The organism is Streptomyces sp. cg36 (genome assembly GCF_041080675.1).
GTDB lineage: Bacteria > Actinomycetota > Actinomycetes > Streptomycetales > Streptomycetaceae > Streptomyces.
Genome location: NZ_CP163520.1, coordinates 2,846,220 through 2,865,031 on the forward strand (window position 1 = coordinate 2,846,220; position 18,812 = coordinate 2,865,031).

Annotated in this window: 20 protein-coding genes; 8 read left to right on the plus strand and 12 right to left on the minus strand. The window is 73.4% G+C overall.

The features are described 5' to 3' along the window. Positions 1 to 62: 62 nt before the first annotated feature. Positions 63 to 1,190, plus strand: coding sequence for a magnesium and cobalt transport protein CorA (locus AB5J87_RS12530; protein WP_369376561.1), 1,128 nt, complete (start codon positions 63 to 65; stop codon positions 1,188 to 1,190). Here the strand turns inward: AB5J87_RS12530 and AB5J87_RS12535 are convergent. After that, positions 1,168 to 2,010, minus strand: coding sequence for a DMT family transporter (locus tag AB5J87_RS12535; RefSeq protein ID WP_369383493.1), 843 nt, complete (start codon positions 2,008 to 2,010; stop codon positions 1,168 to 1,170). The genes AB5J87_RS12530 and AB5J87_RS12535 overlap by 23 nt on opposite strands. Before the next feature lie 214 nt (positions 2,011 to 2,224). Here AB5J87_RS12535 and AB5J87_RS12540 point away from each other — a divergent pair, with 214 nt between their 5' ends. Next, a complete protein-coding gene (locus AB5J87_RS12540) occupies positions 2,225 to 2,737 on the plus strand; it encodes a hypothetical protein (protein ID WP_369383494.1) in 513 nt (170 codons plus the stop codon). 149 nt (positions 2,738 to 2,886) lie between these two features. Here the strand turns inward: AB5J87_RS12540 and AB5J87_RS12545 are convergent, their stop codons facing one another. Further along, complete coding sequence (locus AB5J87_RS12545; RefSeq protein ID WP_369376562.1) at positions 2,887 to 3,636, minus strand: hypothetical protein; 750 nt, start codon at positions 3,634 to 3,636, stop codon at positions 2,887 to 2,889. A gap of 212 nt (positions 3,637 to 3,848) precedes the next feature. Here AB5J87_RS12545 and AB5J87_RS12550 point away from each other — a divergent pair, with 212 nt between their 5' ends. From AB5J87_RS12550 to AB5J87_RS12560, 3 genes are read left to right on the plus strand one after another with little or no spacing between them, the layout of a single operon-like run. Next, positions 3,849 to 5,120, plus strand: coding sequence for a CBS domain-containing protein (locus AB5J87_RS12550; RefSeq protein ID WP_369376563.1), 1,272 nt, complete (start codon positions 3,849 to 3,851; stop codon positions 5,118 to 5,120). Continuing rightward, complete coding sequence (locus AB5J87_RS12555) at positions 5,113 to 5,694, plus strand: DUF1003 domain-containing protein (RefSeq protein ID WP_369376564.1); 582 nt, start codon at positions 5,113 to 5,115, stop codon at positions 5,692 to 5,694. The genes AB5J87_RS12550 and AB5J87_RS12555 overlap by 8 nt, the downstream gene beginning before the upstream one ends. 40 nt (positions 5,695 to 5,734) lie before the next feature. Continuing rightward, positions 5,735 to 6,868, plus strand: a complete 1,134-nt coding sequence (locus AB5J87_RS12560; protein ID WP_369376565.1) for an Mrp/NBP35 family ATP-binding protein — start codon at positions 5,735 to 5,737, stop codon at positions 6,866 to 6,868. A gap of 174 nt (positions 6,869 to 7,042) precedes the next feature. On the opposite strand, the gene AB5J87_RS12565 is transcribed toward AB5J87_RS12560, so the two are convergent. The 5 genes from AB5J87_RS12565 to sigE all read right to left on the minus strand — a co-directional run bounded on the left by AB5J87_RS12565 (position 7,043) and on the right by sigE (position 12,524). Next, positions 7,043 to 7,738, minus strand: a complete 696-nt coding sequence (locus AB5J87_RS12565; protein ID WP_369376566.1) for a hypothetical protein — start codon at positions 7,736 to 7,738, stop codon at positions 7,043 to 7,045. Between the two features lie 162 nt (positions 7,739 to 7,900). Next, positions 7,901 to 8,344: a sec-independent translocase gene (locus tag AB5J87_RS12570; RefSeq protein WP_369376567.1), complete on the minus strand. Its 444-nt coding sequence runs from the start codon at positions 8,342 to 8,344 to the stop codon at positions 7,901 to 7,903. A 168-nt stretch (positions 8,345 to 8,512) separates the two neighbouring features. Then, positions 8,513 to 10,306, minus strand: coding sequence for a S1C family serine protease (locus AB5J87_RS12575; RefSeq protein ID WP_369383495.1), 1,794 nt, complete (start codon positions 10,304 to 10,306; stop codon positions 8,513 to 8,515). Positions 10,307 to 10,791: 485 nt separating this feature from the next. Continuing rightward, the gene (locus AB5J87_RS12580; RefSeq protein ID WP_369376568.1) at positions 10,792 to 11,751 is read right to left on the minus strand and encodes a zf-HC2 domain-containing protein; all 960 of its coding nucleotides are present in this window, start codon (positions 11,749 to 11,751) and stop codon (positions 10,792 to 10,794) included. Next, on the minus strand, positions 11,748 to 12,524 hold the full coding sequence (gene sigE, locus AB5J87_RS12585) for an RNA polymerase sigma factor SigE (RefSeq protein ID WP_369376569.1): 777 nt from the start codon (positions 12,522 to 12,524) through the stop codon (positions 11,748 to 11,750). Before sigE ends, AB5J87_RS12580 begins: the two co-directional genes overlap by 4 nt. Positions 12,525 to 12,676: 152 nt before the next feature. On the opposite strand from sigE, the gene AB5J87_RS12590 reads away from it, so the two are divergent. Beyond that, the gene (locus tag AB5J87_RS12590) at positions 12,677 to 13,381 is read left to right on the plus strand and encodes an O-methyltransferase (protein ID WP_369383496.1); all 705 of its coding nucleotides are present in this window, start codon (positions 12,677 to 12,679) and stop codon (positions 13,379 to 13,381) included. Between the two features lie 180 nt (positions 13,382 to 13,561). Here AB5J87_RS12590 and AB5J87_RS12595 read toward each other — a convergent pair whose 3' ends face one another. Next, the gene (locus tag AB5J87_RS12595) at positions 13,562 to 13,729 is read right to left on the minus strand and encodes a DUF3117 domain-containing protein (RefSeq protein ID WP_009997451.1); all 168 of its coding nucleotides are present in this window, start codon (positions 13,727 to 13,729) and stop codon (positions 13,562 to 13,564) included. A 308-nt stretch (positions 13,730 to 14,037) separates the two neighbouring features. On the opposite strand from AB5J87_RS12595, the gene AB5J87_RS12600 reads away from it, so the two are divergent. Next, positions 14,038 to 14,838: an enoyl-CoA hydratase/isomerase family protein gene (locus tag AB5J87_RS12600; protein ID WP_369376570.1), complete on the plus strand. Its 801-nt coding sequence runs from the start codon at positions 14,038 to 14,040 to the stop codon at positions 14,836 to 14,838. A gap of 62 nt (positions 14,839 to 14,900) precedes the next feature. Here the strand turns inward: AB5J87_RS12600 and AB5J87_RS12605 are convergent, their stop codons facing one another. Next, positions 14,901 to 15,479, minus strand: coding sequence for a DNA-3-methyladenine glycosylase I (locus tag AB5J87_RS12605; RefSeq protein ID WP_369376571.1), 579 nt, complete (start codon positions 15,477 to 15,479; stop codon positions 14,901 to 14,903). Beyond that, entirely contained in the window at positions 15,476 to 15,799 is a 324-nt protein-coding gene (locus AB5J87_RS12610; RefSeq protein WP_369376572.1) for a DivIVA domain-containing protein, read from the minus strand. Before AB5J87_RS12610 ends, AB5J87_RS12605 begins: the two co-directional genes overlap by 4 nt. Before the next feature lie 113 nt (positions 15,800 to 15,912). Here AB5J87_RS12610 and folP point away from each other — a divergent pair, with 113 nt between their 5' ends. After that, positions 15,913 to 16,773 carry a dihydropteroate synthase gene (gene folP / locus AB5J87_RS12615; RefSeq protein WP_369376574.1) on the plus strand — a complete coding sequence of 287 codons (861 nt, stop codon included), beginning with the start codon at positions 15,913 to 15,915 and terminating at the stop codon, positions 16,771 to 16,773. A gap of 56 nt (positions 16,774 to 16,829) precedes the next feature. On the opposite strand, the gene AB5J87_RS12620 is transcribed toward folP, so the two are convergent. After that, positions 16,830 to 17,588: a TIGR00730 family Rossman fold protein gene (locus tag AB5J87_RS12620; protein ID WP_369376575.1), complete on the minus strand. Its 759-nt coding sequence runs from the start codon at positions 17,586 to 17,588 to the stop codon at positions 16,830 to 16,832. A 77-nt stretch (positions 17,589 to 17,665) separates the two neighbouring features. Beyond that, the gene (gene dapE / locus AB5J87_RS12625) at positions 17,666 to 18,745 is read right to left on the minus strand and encodes a succinyl-diaminopimelate desuccinylase (RefSeq protein ID WP_369376576.1); all 1,080 of its coding nucleotides are present in this window, start codon (positions 18,743 to 18,745) and stop codon (positions 17,666 to 17,668) included. Positions 18,746 to 18,812: the final 67 nt, after the last annotated feature.

Below are 18,812 nucleotides of genomic sequence, written 5' to 3' on the forward strand. Positions count from 1 at the left end.
TCACGTCCCCATTCCGGGCAGTGCCACGCCCGTCGGCGGCCCCTCCGTGAAGGAGTCCTGCCATGTCCATGATCCGTGACCTCCGGGCAGCCGTCCGCCCCTCCCTGCGTCCTTCGCTGCGCAAGAGCACCGCCCCGTACAACTCCTACGACCCCACCCGCGACCCGTCCGCCAGCAGTGCGGTCGTCGACTGCGCGGTCTACCGCGACGGGCTGCGCACCCAGGCCGACTCGTGCCTGTCGCCGCGCGAGGCGATGCGCCGCGTGCGCGAGGACGGCGGGTTCGCCTGGATCGGGCTGCACGAGCCCACCGAGGCCGAATTCGCGGGCATCGCGGCCGAGTTCGGGCTGCACCCGCTGGCCGTCGAGGACGCGGTCCACGCCCACCAGCGGCCCAAGCTGGAGCGGTACGACGACACGCTCTTCACCGTCTTCAAGACCGTCCACTACGTGGAGCACGCCGAACTCACCGCCACCAGCGAGGTCGTGGAGACCGGCGAGGTGATGTGCTTCACCGGCCGGGACTTCGTGATCACCGTCCGGCACGGCGGCCAGGGCTCGCTGCGGGCGCTGCGCCAGCGGCTCCAGGACGACCCCGAGCTCCTCGCCAAGGGCCCATCGGCCGTGCTGCACGCCATCGCCGACCAGGTCGTCGACGGCTATCTGGCGGTCGTGGACGCGATGCAGGACGACATCGACGAGGTCGAGATCGACGTCTTCTCGGCGCCCTCCAAGGGCAGCCCGCGCGGCACGGACGCCGGGCGGATCTACCAACTCAAGCGCGAGGTACTGGAGTTCAAGCGGGCGGTCGCGCCCCTGCTGCGGCCGATGCAGCTGCTCAGCGAGCGGCCGATGCGGCTGGTCGACCCGGACATCCAGAAGTACTTCCGCGACGTGGCCGACCACCTCGCGCGCGTGCAGGAGCACGTCATCGGCTTCGACGAGCTGCTGAACTCGATCCTCCAGGCCAATCTGGCCCAGGCGTCGTTCGCGCAGAACGAGGACATGCGCAAGATCACCTCATGGGCGGCGATCATCGCCGTACCGACCATGGTGTGCGGTGTGTACGGCATGAACTTCGACCACATGCCGGAGCTGCACTGGAAGTACGGCTACCCGATCGTGCTCGCCGCGATCGCGGGCAGCTGCCTGGCCATCCACCGCACGCTCAAGCGGAACGGCTGGCTCTGACGACGAGCGCGAGCCCGCCCAGGATCACCACCAGGGCGGGCCAGGCCAGCGCGGGCGGCTGCTGACCGAGCCAGAGCGCCGCGATGAGGGCCGCGCCCGGCGTCTCCAGGAGGATCGCCGTGGAGGTCACCGAGGCGCCCAGGCCCCGCACCACCCGGTTGAGCAGCGAGTGGCCGAGCAGCTGGGCGGCGACGGTGAGCGCGGCCAGCTTGAGCCAGGTCGTGCCCGAGTACGAGGCGAGGTCGGCGCCGCTCGCCAGCGCGGCCACCAGCAGCCCGGCGGCGGCCGTCCCGTAGCAGAGGTAGGTGTACGGGACGGTGTCCACGGTCCGCCGCACCTCCGCGCCGAGCAGCACGTATCCGGCCGCCGCGATGCCGCCGCCCAGCGCCAGCGCGTCCCCGGCCAGCGCCCGCGAGGACGTGGCGACGTCGACGCCGGTCAGGAGCACCACGCCCGCGCAGGCCACCAGCGTTCCGGCCCACACCAGGGCGGGCGGGCGGTGGCCACGCGCGCGCAGCGCGAGGGTGGTCCAGATCGGGGTGGTGGTGCACAGCGCGGTCGAGGACGCCACCGACGTCATCCGCAGGCTGGGCAGCCACAGCGCGAAGTGCAGGGCCAGCAGGGCGCCCGCGGCGACCGCGAGTCCCGTCTCGCGCCGGGTCAGCGCGCGCAGCGCCCGGCGGTACTTGAACACCGCCAGCGGGGTGAGCGCCCCGACGGCCATGGCGTTGCGCCAGAAGGCGATCGCGAGCGCGGGCGCGGCCGTGGCGGCGATGAGCGGCGCGGAGAGCGACACGCTCGCGATGGCGACGGCGAGCAGCGCGAAGTCCGTGCGGTGCGCGGCCGGGGAACCGGCGGCGGCCGGGGCGGCGGTCGGGGCGGGCGCGGAGGCCGGGGCGGTGGGCACGACAGAAGCGTAGGACAGAAAAGTAAGGTGCTAAACATATTTACGGAACTGTCGGTCCATGCTGTGGACAGTGCCGGGGGCGATGGCACGGGCTTGCCATAAGGTGACGCCCATGACAAGTGACTCCGTGACAAGTGCGCTGCTCGACCAGGCCCTCGTCGAGGAGGCCACCAAGAAGTCCGGGCTGATCTGGGTGCGCGGCACCGGCGGCACCGACCGCACGCTGTGGCACGTGTGGCACGAGGGCGCGGCCTTCGTGGTGGGCGGCGGCCCCGGCGAGCAGCCGCTGGATGGCCTGGCCGACGGCGGCACCGCCGAGGTCACCGTCCGCAGCAAGGACAAGGGCGGCCGGCTGGTCGTCTGGACGGCGGCGGTGAGCGAGATCGCCCCGGGCGGCGAGCTGTGGGGGGCGGTGGCGGCCGAGCTCAAGGCGAAGCGGCTGAACGCACCGGACGGCGAGGCGGCGACGGAGCGGTGGGCGCGCGAGTGCCGGGTGCTCCGGCTGGCCCCGGTGCGGGTGAGCACCGAGATGCCCGACGGCTCGCTGGCGGCCCGCCCGGTGGAGACACCGGCGACCACACGCCAGCCGGTCCCCGCGGCACTGCCGAAGCTCCTGCTCAGGCGGAAGAAGCGCCGGTAGGGGGCGCGGGGCGGGCGGCCCCCGGCGGACGGCCCCGGCGAGCGGCAGCCGCGCCACCGGCCGCGACCGGCCAGGCTGTCGACCGCGTCACCGGCCGAGCCATCGGCGGCGCCACCAGTCGGGCCACCGACCGGCGCCTCCGGCCGCGTTCAGGTGCGTGGAAGCTTGCGGCCGTAGTCGACGACCGCTCCCTTGGCCGGGGGGTTGAGGGCGAAGCCCTGGTTCCACTCGCCGAGTTCCAGCACGCCCGCCCCGCCCGCGCGCTCGAAGCGCAGCGGATAGGGGGTGCCCTGGAGGGAGACGTCGAGGGTGCCGCCCTCGCCGTCCTCGCCCGCCTTGACGCGGACCGTGCGCACCTCGCCGACCTTGGACCGGCCGCTCTTGGAGAGGTCGCCCTGGAGCGCCAGCATGCCCTTCAGGAGCGCGCTCTTGTCCGTGAAGCCGCGCAGCTCCTGATAGGACGGATCGCCCGAGGGCACCTTGACGTACTTGTCGTCGAGCTTGCCCGCCGCCGCGCTGTCCGCGCCGGAGCCCTTGTCGTCCCGGTGCGTCCAGAAGGCGGCCCCGGCCTTCAGATACAGCTCGTCGCCCACCCGCAGCAGACCGAACGTGGTGTCCTTCGAGGTGACCGTGCCGGTGGCGCCGTTCTCCTTCAGCCGCATGTCGATCCGGTACGAGCCGCCCTTGCTGACCAGCGTGCCGCTGAGGTGCACGGCGTCGGCCCCGTCCGCGGCCGTGCGCGCCTTGCCCTCGATGTCGGCGGCGGAGAGCTTGCCGACACCGTTGGTGCCCTCGTCCGGATCCGAGGAGCACGCCGTGACGGCCGTGGCGAGCCCCGCGCAGAGCGCGACGGGGAGTGCGGCCCGGCGGGCCCGTACGGACAGGAAGCGAGTGGTCACCGCACACAGCCTTTCGTGGGAGCACGCGATCTGCGGCGCGAAGTCGGGGTCGGCAGTGGGCACCCTACCCGGGCGGTCTACGCTGCCCGACAGAGAGCCGTACGGACGCCCCGCAAGGGCGTACCGGATGGTCACCGGCTAGCCTGAATCAGATATTCAGCGCCATTTCAGGCCACAACAGGGTCGGATCACGCCATTAGGAGGCGCTCAGCATGGCGGCAGGCGCTCCCCGGATCTTCGTCTCCCACCTCTCGGGCGTGGCCGTCTTCGATCCCCACGGCGACCAGGTGGGCCGGGTCCGCGACCTGGTGGCGATCCTGCGGGTCGGCCGCCGCCCGCCCCGGCTGCTCGGTCTGGTCGTCGAGGTGTCCGGACGCCGGCTGATCTTCCTGCCGATGACCCGGGTCACCGGGGTCGAGTCCGGCCAGGTCATCACCACGGGCGTGGTCAATCTGCGGCGCTTCGAACAGCGCCCCACCGAACGGCTGGTCCTCGGCGAGCTCCTGGACCGCCGGGTCGCCCTCGGCGAGACCGGTGAGCAGGTCACGGTCCTGGACGTGGCGATCCAGCAGCTGCCGGCCCGCCGCGACTGGGAGATCGACAAGGTCTTCGTCCGGCGCGGCAAGGGCGGCGCGCTGCGCCGCAAGGGCGAGACGCTGACGGTGGAGTGGTCCGCGGTCACCGGCTTCTCCCTGGAGGAGGACGGCCAGGGCGCCGAGAGCCTGCTGGCCACCTTCGAGCAGCTGCGCCCCGCCGACCTGGCCAACGTGCTCCACCACCTCTCCCCCAAGCGCCGCGGCGAAGTGGCCGCGGCCCTCGACGACGACCGGCTCGCGGACGTCATGGAGGAGCTGCCGGACGACGACCAGGTGGAGATCCTCAGCAAGCTGAAGGAGGAGCGGGCCGCCGACGTCCTGGAGGCTATGGACCCCGACGACGCCGCCGACCTGCTCTCCGAGCTGCCCGAGGAGGACAAGGAGCGCCTGCTCACCCTGATGCAGCCGGACGACGCGGCCGACGTGCGCCGGCTCCTCTCGTACGAGGAGCGCACCGCGGGCGGTCTGATGACCACCGAGCCGATCGTGCTGCGCCCGGACGCCACGGTCGCCGACGCGCTCGCGCGGGTGCGCCAGCAGGACCTCTCGCCCGCGCTGGCCGCGCAGGTCTACGTGTGCCGGCCGCCGGACGAGACGCCGACCGGCAAGTACCTGGGCACCGTGCACTTCCAGCGGCTGCTGCGCGACCCGCCGTTCACCCTGGTCTCCTCGATCGTGGACAACGACCTGCCGCCGCTGGCACCGGACACCCCGCTGCCCGCCGTCACCAGCTTCCTCGCCGCGTACAACATGGTCGCGGCGCCGGTGGTGGACGAGAGCGGCTCGCTGCTGGGCGCGGTGACCGTGGACGACGTCCTGGACCACCTGCTGCCCGAGGACTGGCGCGAGGCGGAGTTCCACGGCGCCGAGGGGGGCACGCATGGCTGACCGCACCGAGGAGCGCGACCGCACCCGCGCGGCGAGCGGCGCGAGCGCCGTGACCCGCGGCCGGGTGCGGCTCGACCAGCCGCGCGCGCCCCGGCCGCGGCTGCTGCCGGAGTACGACCCTGAGGCGTTCGGCCGGTTCTCCGAGAAGATCGCGCGGTTCCTGGGGACCGGCCGGTTCATCGTCTGGATGACGCTGGTCATCATCCTCTGGGTGGCCTGGAACATCTTCGCGCCGCCCGGGCTGCGCTTCGACGAGTACCCGTTCATCTTCCTGACGCTCGCCCTGTCGCTGCAGGCTTCGTACGCCGCCCCGCTGATCCTGCTCGCGCAGAACCGGCAGGACGACCGCGACCGGGTCACCCACGAGCAGGACCGCAAGCAGAACGAGCGCTCCATCGCGGACACCGAGTACCTCACGCGGGAGATCGCCGCGCTGCGGATGGGCCTCGGCGAGGTCGCCACCCGCGACTGGATCCGGTCCGAACTCCAGGACATGATCAAGGAGATGGAGGACCGGCGCGTCGTATTCCCGCCGGAGGCCCCCCACGGAAGTGACGAAGCCGACCGCCGTTAGGGCTTTCCGGGGGCGGGACCCGGCGCCGTACCATCTCCATATGGTTACGGATGACGCGGTGCGCGAGGCACTGGCGACGGTGAACGACCCAGAGATCCACCGCCCGATCACTGAGCTCGGCATGGTCAAGACGGTCGAGATCGGGGCGGACGGGGCGGTCGCCGTCACGGTGTACCTGACCGTGTCCGGGTGCCCGATGCGCGACACGATCACGAAGAACGTGACCGAGGCGGTCGAGCGGGTCGAGGGGGTGACCCGGGTCGACGTCTCGCTCGATGTGATGAGCGATGAGCAGCGCAAGGAGCTCGCGGCGTCGCTGCGCGGCGGCACCGCCGAGCGCGAGGTGCCCTTCGCCAAGCCCGGCTCGCTCACCCGGGTCTACGCGGTGGCGTCCGGCAAGGGCGGCGTCGGCAAGTCCTCGGTGACGGTGAACCTGGCCGCGGCGATGGCGGCGGACGGGCTGAAGGTCGGTGTCGTGGACGCCGACATCTACGGGCACTCGGTGCCCCGCATGCTGGGTGTGGAGGGCCGTCCCACCCAGGTCGAGAACATGATCATGCCGCCGGCCGCGAACGGCGTGAAGGTCATCTCCATCGGCATGTTCACCCCGGGCAACGCCCCGGTCGTGTGGCGCGGCCCGATGCTGCACCGCGCGCTCCAGCAGTTCCTGGCGGACGTCTACTGGGGCGACCTGGACGTGCTCCTGCTCGACCTGCCGCCGGGCACCGGCGACATCGCGATCTCGGTCGCCCAGCTGGTCCCGAACGCGGAGATCCTGGTCGTCACCACCCCGCAGCAGGCCGCCGCCGAGGTGGCCGAGCGGGCGGGCTCGATCGCGGTCCAGACCCACCAGAAGATCGTCGGCGTCGTCGAGAACATGGCGGGCCTGCCGTGCCCGCACTGCGACGAGATGGTCGACGTGTTCGGCACGGGCGGCGGCGAGAAGGTCGCCGAGGGCCTGACCAAGACGACCGGCGCCAACGTGCCGGTGCTCGGCTCGATCCCGATCGACGTCCGGCTGCGCGAGGGCGGCGACGACGGCAGGCCCGTCGTCCTGGCCGCCCCCGACTCCCCGGCGGGCGCGGCCCTGCGCGCCATCGCGGGCAAGCTGGGGGGCCGCCAGCGCGGCCTGTCGGGCATGTCGCTGGGGATCACCCCGAGGAACAAGTTCTAGACCACCTCGTACGGGTAAGGGGCGCCCAGCCATTGCGGGCGCCCCTTACGCGTATGCGGAAAACGGCTGTACGGAAGACAGCTGCGCGGAACACGGCTGTCGCGCCGGGCCGCGGCTGCGCGGGAGGCCGCGCGAGCGGCCCACCGCGGTCCGCGGCCTCGGACCGACGCCGGCCTAGGCGTACGTGGTGATGTCCCGGACCACCGCGAACCCCAGCCCGTACGCGCTCATCCCCCGCCCGTACGCCCCCAGGTGCACCCCGCCCCCGGTGGACCCGGCGGCGCCCGCGGACCCGGCCAGCACCCAGCCGAACTCGGACTCCCGGTAGTGGAACGGGGTGGCCACCCCGTCGACCGGCAGCGACAGCGTGGTCCAGTCCGGGCCCGCCAGGTCGTCCGCCAGCTCCCACGCCGCCTCGGTCTGCTGGTCCAGCCAGTCGCCGCGCAGCACGTGGTCCATCTGGGCGGGCCAGGTGAACGAGAGCAGCCCGGACCCGGCCAGCCAGGCCGCCGAGGAGACCGAGGTGGCCTCCAGGACGCCCGTGCCGTCGCCGCTGCGCCGCGTCGGATTGGCCGGGACGCTCACGACCACCGCGAAGCGCTCGCGGTCGGCGGCGGAGCGGTCGGCCGCGTCGGGCCGTATCGACGGCTCGTCGCCGTGGCCGATCGAACCGTGCTGCACGGTCCCGTCGGCCGCCGTGGCCACCTGCATCAGCCAGCGCGGCCCGGTGAACGCCTCGTCCAGGCCGTACCAGCCGAACGGCGCCCGCAGAAAGCCGTCGACGGCACGGCGGGCCGCCGGCACCCCTTCCGCTGTGGCCGGGGCGTCCTCGTTGGCTCCCTGCGCCGCCACCCGACTCGTCGTCTCCACTGCCCGGCCGCCTCCTGTCCGTAGGTGTCCGGCGCGGCCCGCCCCCCTCGGGCGACCTGGCTGCCGGACGTATGGAGGATAGCCACCCCGGGCGTGCTCACCGGGAATGACGGTGCGGACGTGGCTCGGATTGACGCCCGGTACGGAATCCGGGGGGTTGTGTCAGGTCGCGTCGGCGTCGAACGGGGGGCGCTCGCCGGGGTCGAGCTTCTCGCGCTTCTTGAGGAGGTCGGGACCGGCGGCGCCGCCCGAACCGTTGGCCGCCGTGGTGGGCGCGCTCTCGCGGCCGTGCACCGCGTCGGCGACCTCTTCCATGTCCTTGCGCAGGTCGAAGCTGTTGCGGATCTCCTTGAGCCCCAGGTCGTCGTTGTCCATGAGCTGCTTGCGCACGAACGTCTTCGGGTTCAGGTCCTCGAACTCGAAGTCCTTGAACTCGGGGCCGAGTTCGGCGCGGATGTCGGCCTTGGCGGTCTCCGAGAAGCTCCGCACCTTGCGGATCATGGCGGAGACGTCCTGGATCAGCTTGGGCAGCTTGTCCGGGCCGAAGATGAGTACAGCGAGGATCACCAGGGTGACGAGCTCCATGGGCCCTATGTCGTTGAACACCTGCTGCTCCTCGTGGTTCCGCTCCCGGGTCCAGTCATGGACCGTTCCACGGTACCCGTCGAAACTGTCGAAACGGTACCTGCCCGGTGACGTTTGGCCGCTGCTTGCCCCACGGGTGACCGAGAGGTGACCCGTGGGGCGTGCCGGGCGGCCGGTGCGACCGGGGCGTCAGGACGTGGCCGAGCCCAGGACCAGGGTGAGCCGCTGCTCCCGGCCGCCGCGCTTGAGGGTGAGCTCCAGCCGGTCGCCGGGCCGGTGCGAGCGGATCTTGACGATCAGCTCCTCGGCGCTGTGCACCCGCTGGCCGTCGACCTTGGTGATCACGTCCTCGGGCTTGACGCCCGCGCCGGCGCCGGGGCCGCCGGGGGTCACCGACGGCTTGCCGTCGGCCGCCTTGGCGCCGACCCGGGCCCCGTCGCCGGTGAACTTCATGTCGAGGGTGACCCCGATCACCGGGTGGGTGGCCCTGCCGGTGTTGATCAGCTCCTCGGCGACGCGCTTGCCCTGGTTGACGGGGATGGCGAAGCCGAGGCCGATCGAGCCGCCCTGGGCGCCGCTGTCGCTGTTGCCCGCCGCGCGGATGGCGCTGTTGATGCCGACGACCCGGGCCCGCGAGTCGAGGAGCGGGCCGCCCGAGTTGCCCGGGTTTATCGGGGCGTCGGTCTGGAGCGCGTCGACATAGCTGACGTCGCTGCCGTCGCCCTTCTCGCCGCCCGCCGTGATCGGACGCTCCTTGGCGCTGATGATGCCCGAGGTGACCGTGTTGGAGAGGTCGAAGGGCGCGCCGATCGCCACCACCGGGTCGCCGACCTGCACGTTGTCGGAGTTGCCGAGCGGCAGCGGCTTCAGCCCGGAGACCCCGCTGACGCGGACCACCGCCAGGTCGTACCCGGAGTCGCGCCCCACGACCTCGGCGCGGGCCGTCTCGCCGCCGCTGAACGTCACGCTGATGTCGCCGGAGGAGCCCGCGGGCTCCACGACGTGGTTGTTGGTGAGGATGTGCCCGGCGTTGTCGAGGACGAAGCCGGTGCCCGTGCCGGACTCGCTCTCCCCGCTGACGTGCAGGGTGACCACGCCCGGCAGGGCGCTGGCGGCGATCCCGGCGACGCTGTCGGGGGCGCGCCCGACCGGGCCCCTGCCCGCCTGCGGCAGCTTGACGTGCGTGTTGCCGGTGCGCTCCACGTACGCGCCGACGCCCCCGCCGACACCGCCCGCGACCAGGGCGATCAGCACGGCGCCCAGGACCAGCGCACCGCGCCGGGAGCGCCGCTTCTCCGGCACCACGGGCAGGGTCAGCGGCTGCCCGGCCGCGCCCCACGGGTCGTACTGCGTCCACTGCGACGAGGGCGAGCCGCCCGCCACCGGGGCGACCTGCTGCGGATGCGCCTCGGGCGCGGGGTACGGCGCGGCCGGGACCTCCGGCGCCGGGTGGGCCCCGGCGACCGGCCCCGGCCGCTGCACCGGCGGCGCGGGCGCCCACGGACCCGGCCCGCCGTACGGCGGAGTCCCATAGGGATCAGGAGCGTGCAACGGTCGCCCCGGCACCCCCACTTCGGCCCCGCCAACGGACTCGGCCGCCGCGTGCGGTACGGGAGCGGGGGGCATTGGCGCGTTCGGTACGGGAGTTTTCGGTACGGGGGTGGCCGGTGCGGGGGTGTTCGGTACGGGGGCGGCCGGTGCGGCCGGGGCCATCGGGGCGGGCGCGTCCGGCACCGGGGCGGCCGGTACGGCGGGGGCCGGTGCGGCCGGGCCGGGTGCGTCCGCCACGGGAGCCGCCGGTACGGAAGCGTCCAGCACGGGGGCAGCGGGTACGGCGGCGCTCGGTACGGCCGGGGTCGCCGGGCCCTGCGCGTCCGACGCGGGAGCCGCCGGGGCCGGTACCGCAGTGATCCCGTCGGCGCCCTCGGCGGGCGCGGAGGCGGCGGCCCGCGCGGCGCCCGTGCCGTCGGCCCCGGCGGCCATGGGCGCGGCCACCGGCGCGGGCGGCGCCAGTCGGTACGCCGACTCGTCCTCGACCGGCACCCCGGGCGCCAGCGCGTACGGCGCGTCCGCGCCGGAGCCAGCCTCGCCGGAGGCGGCCGGGCCGCGGCCGACCTCGGCGGAGCCGGCCTCGGTGCGGGCAGCCCCGGTGGAGCCCTCCCCGCGCGCATCCGGCGCCGCGAACGCGTCCGTCGGGGCCGGCGCGTCGGCAGGGGCCGGCGTCGGGCCGTCCGGCGCCGCCGGTGCGTGCTGGCCCGGTATGCCCGGCTCCGCTCCCACCGGCGGCGCGAGGTCGTACGTCTCCTCGGCGGTGGGACCGTCCCCGCGGGTGGGACGGCTCCACCATCTCGCCTTCGGCCCGGTGGGCTTCCCGTTGTTCATGTTCTCCCCGCAACTTGCCTGCGTGCCCCCGGGGGCACCCCTTCCAGGGATTCAACCAGGTTTGCCGGGGAACCCGCAGGGCGCGGTCAGTGCCGGGGAGCCGCCAGATGCGTCGGCGGCGCCGAGGGTGTGGCACCGGGCAGCGCGGGCAGCAGTGCGGCGGGCCGCAGGGCCAGGGTGGCGACCGCCGGCCGTATCAGCGGGGGCAGGGACGAGCCGTTGAGCACGGCCCAGCCGGGAGCCCCGCCGCCGGTGCCCTGAGCCCCCAAGAACCGGCTGCCCAACTGCTGGGCGGTGGGCTGCGAAGGCACCCCGTTGAGCCCGGCCAGCCCCATCGGGACCGGGGCGGTGGACGCCGGGGCGGGCCGGGTGCCGGGCTCGCCGCCGCGTCTGCGCTGGCTCTCGCCGGACGCGCCCGTGGACGACGACGGGCTCTGGGCCCGCAGCGGGGTGACGCTGGTGCCCGATCCGTCGCCCCGGGCCGTGCTCTCCGGCCCCGAGTCGGAGGGGATCGCACCGCCGAGCGCGATCGCGGCCAGCGACACCGCGCTGGCGGCGGCGAACGCGATCCGGCGCCCGCGCCACGGCGAGACCGGACGGTCCTCGGGGCGGCCCACCTCGTGGATCCGGAAGCCGCGCCCGCCGAGGCCCCCGCCGAGCACCGCCGGATGGGCACCCCCCGGTACGTATCCGAAGCCCACCGGGTCACGGGGGTCGCTCAGCACCGCCGCTGATCCCGGCGAGGAGAAGGCTCCCGGGCCGAGGCGCCCCCCGCCGAACGGGCCCCCGCCGCCGTCGCCGCCTCCGGGGCCGCCGGGCAGCCCCTGGAGCCGGGCGAGCAGCCCCTCGGACGGTGTGGGCTCGGTGGTCTGCGCGAAGACGCTCTTGAGGCGGCGCTGGGCGTCGGCCTCGGCCTTGCACTTGGGACAGGTCGCCAGATGCGACAGGACGCGCTCGCGGGCGTCGTGGTTGAGCTCGCCGTCGACCAGGGCGGCGAGGCGGTCCCCCAGATGCTGTTCGGCGGGGGTCGGACTGGTGCCGGTCACGCGGTCCCCTCTCCGACCGCCCCCGGGGCGCCGGGCGCCACCCCCGCGAGGGCGCGCTGCTGCTCGGCGCGGGCCTCGGGCGAGCGGTGCTTGAGGGCCTTGCGCAGATGCGAGCGGCCTCGGTGGATACGGCTGCGCACGGTGCCGAGCTTCACGCCGAGGGTGGCGGCGATCTCCTCGTACGACAGGCCCTCGATGTCGCAGAGGACCACGGCGGCGCGGAACTCGGGCGCGAGGGTGTCGAGCGCCTGCTGCACGTCGGCGTCGAAGTGCGCGTCGTTGAAGACCTGCTGGGGGGACGGGTCGCGGCTGGGGAGGCGCTCGGCCGCGTCGTCGCCCAGGGCGTCGAAGCGGATGCGCTGGCGGCGGCGGACCATGTCCAGGAACAGGTTGGTCGTGATGCGGTGCAGCCAGCCCTCGAAGGTGCCCGGGGTGTAGGTCGACAGCGAGCGGAAGACGCGGACGAAGACCTCCTGGGTGAGGTCCTCCGCGTCGTGCTGGTTGCCCGTCAGTCGGTAGGCCAGGCGGTAGACACGGCCGCTGTGCGTGCTGACGATCTCCTCCCAGGTGGGAGGAGTCCACGCCGGGGATTCCGCGTCGGCGAAGGTCGCGGTGGCTGCGGAGTTGGCGGCGGTGGAACGGTCAGCGGTGTAGGTCACGGATTTCGGCTCACCCGCCGACCTGAGAAAGCGCCGGAGCACTCCTCCCCGATCCACAGGCGCAGCCGCACCTCCCCTGTCGGCTCTGGTGGTGTCCAGTGGAGCCCCTACCATAGCCACCTCGCCCGTTAGCTCCGGATAAGAATCTTTACGCGTATTTGGGGCGGGCTTCGTGCCCCTTGAACCGCGCTGCTTCCCGGACCGCTCGGGGACCGGGTTTCCGTACTCGTCCATATCTCCCCCCGCCCTTCATAACGCCCGGTCCCATCTGCGGGTTCCCGGGTCCAGCGGATACAGTCACCGTTGCGCGCCAACTACGGGGACAGGAGAGGGCCATTACCGCCAACCGGCAGACGAGCTGGGCGTTCGCCGACGCCTTTGTCGCCGAGGACGACGCGCTGCGCTGGGCCCGCGAGCGGTCCCGGGAGGCAGGACTGCGTTCGGTGTCCCCGGGGACGGGCGCCGCGCTGCGCCTGCTCGCTGCCACCGCGGACGCGAAGGCGGTCGCCGAGATCGGCACCGGCACCGGCGTCTCGGGCATCTACCTGCTCCAGGGGCTGCGCCCGGACGGCGTGCTGACCACCGTCGATCCCGAGCCGGACCGCCAGCAGTTCGCCAAGCAGGCGTTCCGCGCGGCCGGGTTCGCCGGGAACCGGGCGCGCTTCATTCCGGGGCGGGCCCTGGACGTACTGCCCCGGCTGGCCGACGGCGGGTACGACCTGGTGTTCTGCGACGGCGACCGGACCGAGTCGCTGGACTATCTCGCTGAATCGTTGCGTCTGCTGCGACCTGGCGGAATCGTCTGTTTCGAGGGGGTTTTCGCCGAAGGTCGCACCGTCGACTCCGGCGCCCAGCCCGCCGAGGTGCTGCGGCTGCGGGACCTGCTGCGGACCGTACGGGAGAGCCAGGAGCTCCTGGAGTCGCTGCTGCCGGTGGGCGACGGACTGCTCAGCGCGGTGAAGCGGGGCTGAGGCGCGCCGCGGAGCGCCGGGCCCGGAAGCCCCCGCCCGTCCTCTGCACCCGGAAACCGATCCGGCCCTTGCCCTCACCCGGCAACCGCCCCCGCCGCCTCCGCCCGGAAACTGCTCCGCCCCGGGCGGTACGTGGAGTACCGGCCCGGGGCGGGGAGATTGTGGGTCGAGCCCGCTGAATCAGCCGACGACCTTCTTGAGCGCGTCACCGAGCGCCTCGGCCTCGTCCGGGGTCAGCTCGACGACAAGCCGACCGCCGCCTTCGAGCGGAACGCGCATGACGATGCCCCGCCCCTCCTTGGTCACCTCGAGCGGGCCGTCGCCCGTCCGCGGCTTCATGGCCGCCATGCTGTTTCCCCTTCCTGAAACCAGCTCAACGCAGCCGGCGGCCCCATGACAGGCACCGTGTTACCGGCATCGAACACATTGCTTCCAGGTCATTATCCCGCATGGCAGGACCCGATGACCAACATCGGTCGGCATCGCTTGCGCAACGCGCTCGATCAAAACCACCCAATTCGGCGATCCGCCTGCGATACTTCGCCACCCCCGGTCCCGGCGGGGGCCGGGATTGTTTGACGCAGGTCACATGTGCGGCGCCGATGATCTCCGCCATGCTGGGCGGACACGACACCGCAACGGAGGGGACCCACCCAATGGCCGACACCGTGCTCTACGAGGTCACCGACGGGCTCGCGACGATCACGATCAACCGTCCCGACGCCATGAACGCCATGAACACCGAGGCCAAGGTCGCCCTGCGGGACGCGGCGCGGGCCGCCGCGGACGACCCGGCGGTCCGCGCGGTCCTGCTCACCGCGACCGGCCGGGCCTTCTGCGTGGGCCAGGACCTCAAGGAGCACGTGGCCCTGCTGGCGGCGGACCGCGAGGCGGGCACCGGCGCCACCATGAACACCGTCCGCGAGCACTACAACCCGATCCTCACCGCGCTCGCCGAGATGCCGAAGCCGGTCGTGGCCGGGGTGAACGGGGTGGCGGCGGGCGCCGGGTTCGGGTTCGCGCTGGCCGCCGACTACCGGGTGGTGGCGGACACGGCCGCCTTCAACACCTCGTTCGCGGGCGTCGCGCTGACCGCCGACTCGGGCGTCTCCTGGACGCTCCCGCGCCTGATCGGGCAGTCGCGGGCGGCCGACCTGCTGCTCTTCCCGCGCACGATCTCCGCGCAGGAGGCGTACGACCTGGGCATCGCCAACAAGCTGGTCCCGGCGGCCGAGCTGGCGGCCGAGGCGGCGGCCGTGGCGCGCGCGCTGGCCGACGGCCCGACGCTGGCGTACGCGGCGCTGAAGGAGTCCCTGGCGTACGGGGCGGGGCACTCGCTGGCCCAGGCGCTCCAGAAGGAGGACGAGCTCCAGACGAGGGCGGGCGCCTCCGAGGACCACGCCATCGCGGTGGCCGCGTTCCTGGCGAAGGAGAAGCCGAAGTACGTCGGCCGTTAGAAGTACCCGCCCGTTGGGCCGTCCGGGGTACGCGGGCGCCGCGTACCCCGGCCACGCGCGCGTCAGGCGCCTCTGGCGACGCAGTCCACGAGGTGGTCGTCGACCAGGCCGCACGCCTGCATCAGGGCGTAGGCCGTGGTGGGGCCGATGAAGCGCAGGCCGCGCTTCTTGAGCGCCTTGGACAGCGCCGTCGACTCGTCGGTGACGGCCGGCACGTCGGCGAGGGTGCGGGGGGCCGGGCGGGCGGCGGCGTCCGGGGCGTACGACCAGATCAGGGCGTCCAGCTCGCCGGGCGCCCAGTCGGCCAGCACGCGCGCGTTGGCGAGGGTCGCCTCGATCTTGGCGCGGTTGCGGATGATCGACTCGTCGGTGAGCAGCCGCGCCGCGTCGGCCTCGGTGAAGGCCGCCACCTCGGCGATCCCGAAGCCGGCGAAGGCGCGCCTAAAGCCCTCGCGGCGGCGCAGGATCGTGATCCAGGAGAGCCCCGACTGGAACGCCTCCAGGCAGAGCCGTTCGTAGAGGGCGTCGTCGCCGTGGACCGGGCGGCCCCACTCGGTGTCGTGGTAGGCCACGTAGTCCTCGGTGGACAGGCCCCAGGGGCAGCGCAGCCGGCCGTCGGGGCCGGGGATCGCGGCGGTCATGGGCGCGGCTCCTCGTCGCGGGGGGCGTGGGCGGCGTCGAGCGCCTCCTGGAGGTCGGCGATCCGGGCGTCGCGCTCGGCGAGCTCGGCGCCGAGCCGGCTCAGCACGTCGTCGACCTCGGCCATCCGGTAGCCCCGGGCGGCCACCGGCAGCCGCAGCGCGTCGATGTCGGCGCGGTCCACGGGACGGCCGGGGGGCAGGGGGTCGGTCAGCGCCTCGGGGGCCGCCTCGGGCAGGACGGCGCTGTCCCCGCCGCCCACGACGGCCAGCGTGACCGCGGCGACCACCACGACCATGGCGATCAGCAAGAACCAGAACACGCGCGAAGCCTCTCCCCGCCAGCCGGAATCCGTCGGGTCCGATCGTGCCATGCGGGACTGACGGTTAAGGTCGCAGGCGACCCACAGGCGACCTATCCGAGGAGAAACAGGGGATGCTGCGGCTGGGACGGCGCGAGTTCGACGCGCACGAGCCGGTGATCATGGCGATCGTCAACCGGACCCCGGACTCCTTCTACGACCAGGGCGCCACCTTCACGGACGAGCCCGCGCTGGCCCGCGTGGAACAGGCGGTGTCGGAGGGTGCTGCCATCATCGACATCGGCGGGGTCAAGGCGGGCCCCGGCGAGGAGGTGACGGCCGAGGAGGAGGCGCGGCGCACGGTCGGCTTCGTGGCCGAGGTCCGGCGGCGCCACCCCGATGTGGTGATCAGCGTCGACACCTGGCGCCACGACGTCGGGGAGGCGGTCTGCGAGGCGGGCGCGGACGTGCTGAACGACGCGTGGGGCGGGGTCGACCCCAAGCTGGCCGAGGTCGCCGCGCGGTACGGGGCGGGGCTGGTGTGCACGCACGCGGGCGGTGTGGAGCCGCGTACGAGGCCGCACCGGATCGCGTACGAGGACGTGGTGGAGGACATCCTGCGGGTCACCGTGGGGCTCGCCGAGCGGGCGGTGGAGCTCGGGGTGCGGCGCGACGGGATCATGATCGATCCCGGTCATGACTTCGGCAAGAACACGCGGCACAGCCTGGAGGCGACGCGGCGGCTGGGCGAGCTGACGGCGACCGGCTGGCCGGTCCTGGTCTCGCTCTCCAACAAGGACTTCGTGGGCGAGACGCTGGACCGGCCGGTCAAGGAGCGGCTGATCGGGACGCTGGCGACGACGGCGGTGTCGGCGTGGCTGGGGGCCCGGGTGTACCGGGTGCACGAAGTCGCCGAGACGCGGCAGGTGCTGGACATGGTGGCGTCCATCGCGGGCCACCGCCCGCCCGCCGTGGCCCGCCGGGGCCTGGCCTAGCGCCTACGGCCCGAGGTCCCCGCCCCGGTCGCCCCGGGGCGGGGCAAGAGGCGGACCTAGCGGCCGACCTCCTTGGTGACCAGGGCGACCGCCTCCTCCACGCTGTCCGTGACGTGGAACAGGAGCAGGTCGCGTTCGGACGCCTTGCCGCCCGCCACCACCGTGTCGCGGAGCCAGTCCACCAGGCCCGACCAGTACGCCGAGCCGAACAGCACGATCGGGAAGCGGGTGACCTTGCCCGTCTGGACCAGGGTGAGCGCCTCGAACAGCTCGTCCAGGGTGCCGAGGCCGCCCGGCAGCACCACGAAGCCCTGCGCGTACTTCACGAACATCGTCTTGCGGACGAAGAAGTAGCGGAAGTTGACCCCGATGTCGACGTGCGGGTTGAGCCCCTGTTCGAAGGGGAGCTCGATGCCCAGGCCGACCGAGACGCCGTGCGCCTCGCGCGCGCCCCGGTTGGCGGCCTCCATCGCCCCCGGCCCGCCGCCGGTGATCACGGCGAAGCCCGCCTCGACCAGCGCGTGGCCGATCTGCACGCCCGCCTCGTACTCGGGCGAGCCCACCGGCGTACGGGCGGAGCCGAAGACGCTGATGGCGCTGGGCAGTTCGGCCAGCGCGCCGAAGCCCTCCACGAACTCGGACTGGATGCGCATGACCCGCCAGGGGTCGGTGTGCACCCACTCCGAGTCGCCCTCGGTGTCCAGGAGCCGCTGGTCGGTGGTGCCGGGCTGGACCTGGTCACGGCGGCGCAGCACCGGCCCGAGCCGCTGCTCCAGCCGCTGCTCGCCCGGAAACTCTCCCTCGGGACTGGCCATTGCAAGCTCCCTCCGCTGACGTTGTCATATGACGCGTGCGGCCAGCGTAGGACGACTTACGTGACGAAAGACGAAATTCAGGCTGTCAGCCAGGCGTGAAGTCGCTCTTCGCACTGGGTGATCCGGTCGACGACCACGTGCTCGTCCCGCTTGTGCGCGTACAGGGGGTTGCCCGGACCGTAGTTGACGGCGGGTACGCCGAGCGCGCTGAAGCGGGAGACGTCGGTCCAGCCGAACTTGGGGCGCGCGGTGCCGCCGACGGCCGCCATGAAGGCCGCGGCGGCGGGCTGCGAGAGCCCCGGCAGGGCGCCGCCGGACTGGTCGTCGACGACGAACTCGGCGATGTCGCACTCCGCGAAGACCTCGCGGACGTGGGCCAGCGCCTCCTCGGGCGTGCGGTCCGGCGCGTACCGGTAGTTGACGGTGACCGCGCAGGCGTCGGGGATGACGTTGTTGGCGACGCCGCCCTCGATCCGTACCGCGTTCAGGCCCTCGTGGTACTCCAGGCCGTCGATCACCGGCCGGCGCGGCTCGTACGCGGCGAGCCTGGCCAGGACGGGGGCGGCGGTGTGGATGGCGTTGGAGCCCATCCAGCTGCGGGCGGAGTGGGCGCGCTCTCCCGCCGTGTGCAGGATGACCCGCAGGGTGCCCTGGCAGCCGCCCTCGACCTCGCCCTCGGAGGGTTCGAGCAGGACGGCGAAGTCGCCCTCGATCCAGTCGGGGTGCGCCTCGGCCACCTTGCCCAGGCCGTTGAGGTGGGCGGCGACCTCCTCGTTGTCGTAGAAGACGAAGGTGAGGTCGCGGTTGGGCTCGGGGACGGTGGCGGCGATCCGGAGCTGGACGGCGACGCCGGACTTCATGTCCGAGGTGCCGCAGCCCCACAGCACCCCGTTCTCGTCGAGGCGGGAGGGCACGTTGCCGGCGATCGGGACGGTGTCGATGTGCCCGGCGAGGACGACCCGCTCGGCGCGGCCCAGCCGGGTGCGCGCGACCACGTTGTTGCCGTGCCGGTCCACGGTCAGATGGGGCAGCGTCCGCAGCGCCGCCTCGATCGCGTCGGCGAGCGGCTTCTCCGTTCCGCTCTCGGACGGGAAGTCGACGAGCCAGGCGGTGAGCGCGGGGCCGTCCAGGGTCAGGTCGAGTGCGGTGTCAGCCATGGCCCCGACCCTAGCGCGGCCGTTCCGAGCTGGGCCGGGGCGTCCCGGGGGGCAGGACCGGGGGCAG

Coding starts and splice junctions, on each gene's coding strand:
- AB5J87_RS12530 (WP_369376561.1), top strand. CDS start 63: ATGTCCATGATCCGTGACCTCCGGGCAGCCGTCCGCCCCTCCCTGCGT.
- AB5J87_RS12550 (WP_369376563.1), top strand. CDS start 3,849: ATGGCGGCAGGCGCTCCCCGGATCTTCGTCTCCCACCTCTCGGGCGTG.
- AB5J87_RS12555 (WP_369376564.1), top strand. CDS start 5,113: ATGGCTGACCGCACCGAGGAGCGCGACCGCACCCGCGCGGCGAGCGGC.
- AB5J87_RS12560 (WP_369376565.1), top strand. CDS start 5,735: ATGGTTACGGATGACGCGGTGCGCGAGGCACTGGCGACGGTGAACGAC.
- AB5J87_RS12575 (WP_369383495.1), bottom strand. CDS start 10,306: ATGGCCGCCGGGGCCGACGGCACGGGCGCCGCGCGGGCCGCCGCCTCC.
- sigE (WP_369376569.1), bottom strand. CDS start 12,524: ATGGTAGGGGCTCCACTGGACACCACCAGAGCCGACAGGGGAGGTGCG.
- AB5J87_RS12595 (WP_009997451.1), bottom strand. CDS start 13,729: ATGGCGGCCATGAAGCCGCGGACGGGCGACGGCCCGCTCGAGGTGACC.
- AB5J87_RS12600 (WP_369376570.1), top strand. CDS start 14,038: ATGGCCGACACCGTGCTCTACGAGGTCACCGACGGGCTCGCGACGATC.
- AB5J87_RS12605 (WP_369376571.1), bottom strand. CDS start 15,479: ATGACCGCCGCGATCCCCGGCCCCGACGGCCGGCTGCGCTGCCCCTGG.
- folP (WP_369376574.1), top strand. CDS start 15,913: ATGCTGCGGCTGGGACGGCGCGAGTTCGACGCGCACGAGCCGGTGATC.
- AB5J87_RS12620 (WP_369376575.1), bottom strand. CDS start 17,588: ATGGCCAGTCCCGAGGGAGAGTTTCCGGGCGAGCAGCGGCTGGAGCAG.
- dapE (WP_369376576.1), bottom strand. CDS start 18,745: ATGGCTGACACCGCACTCGACCTGACCCTGGACGGCCCCGCGCTCACC.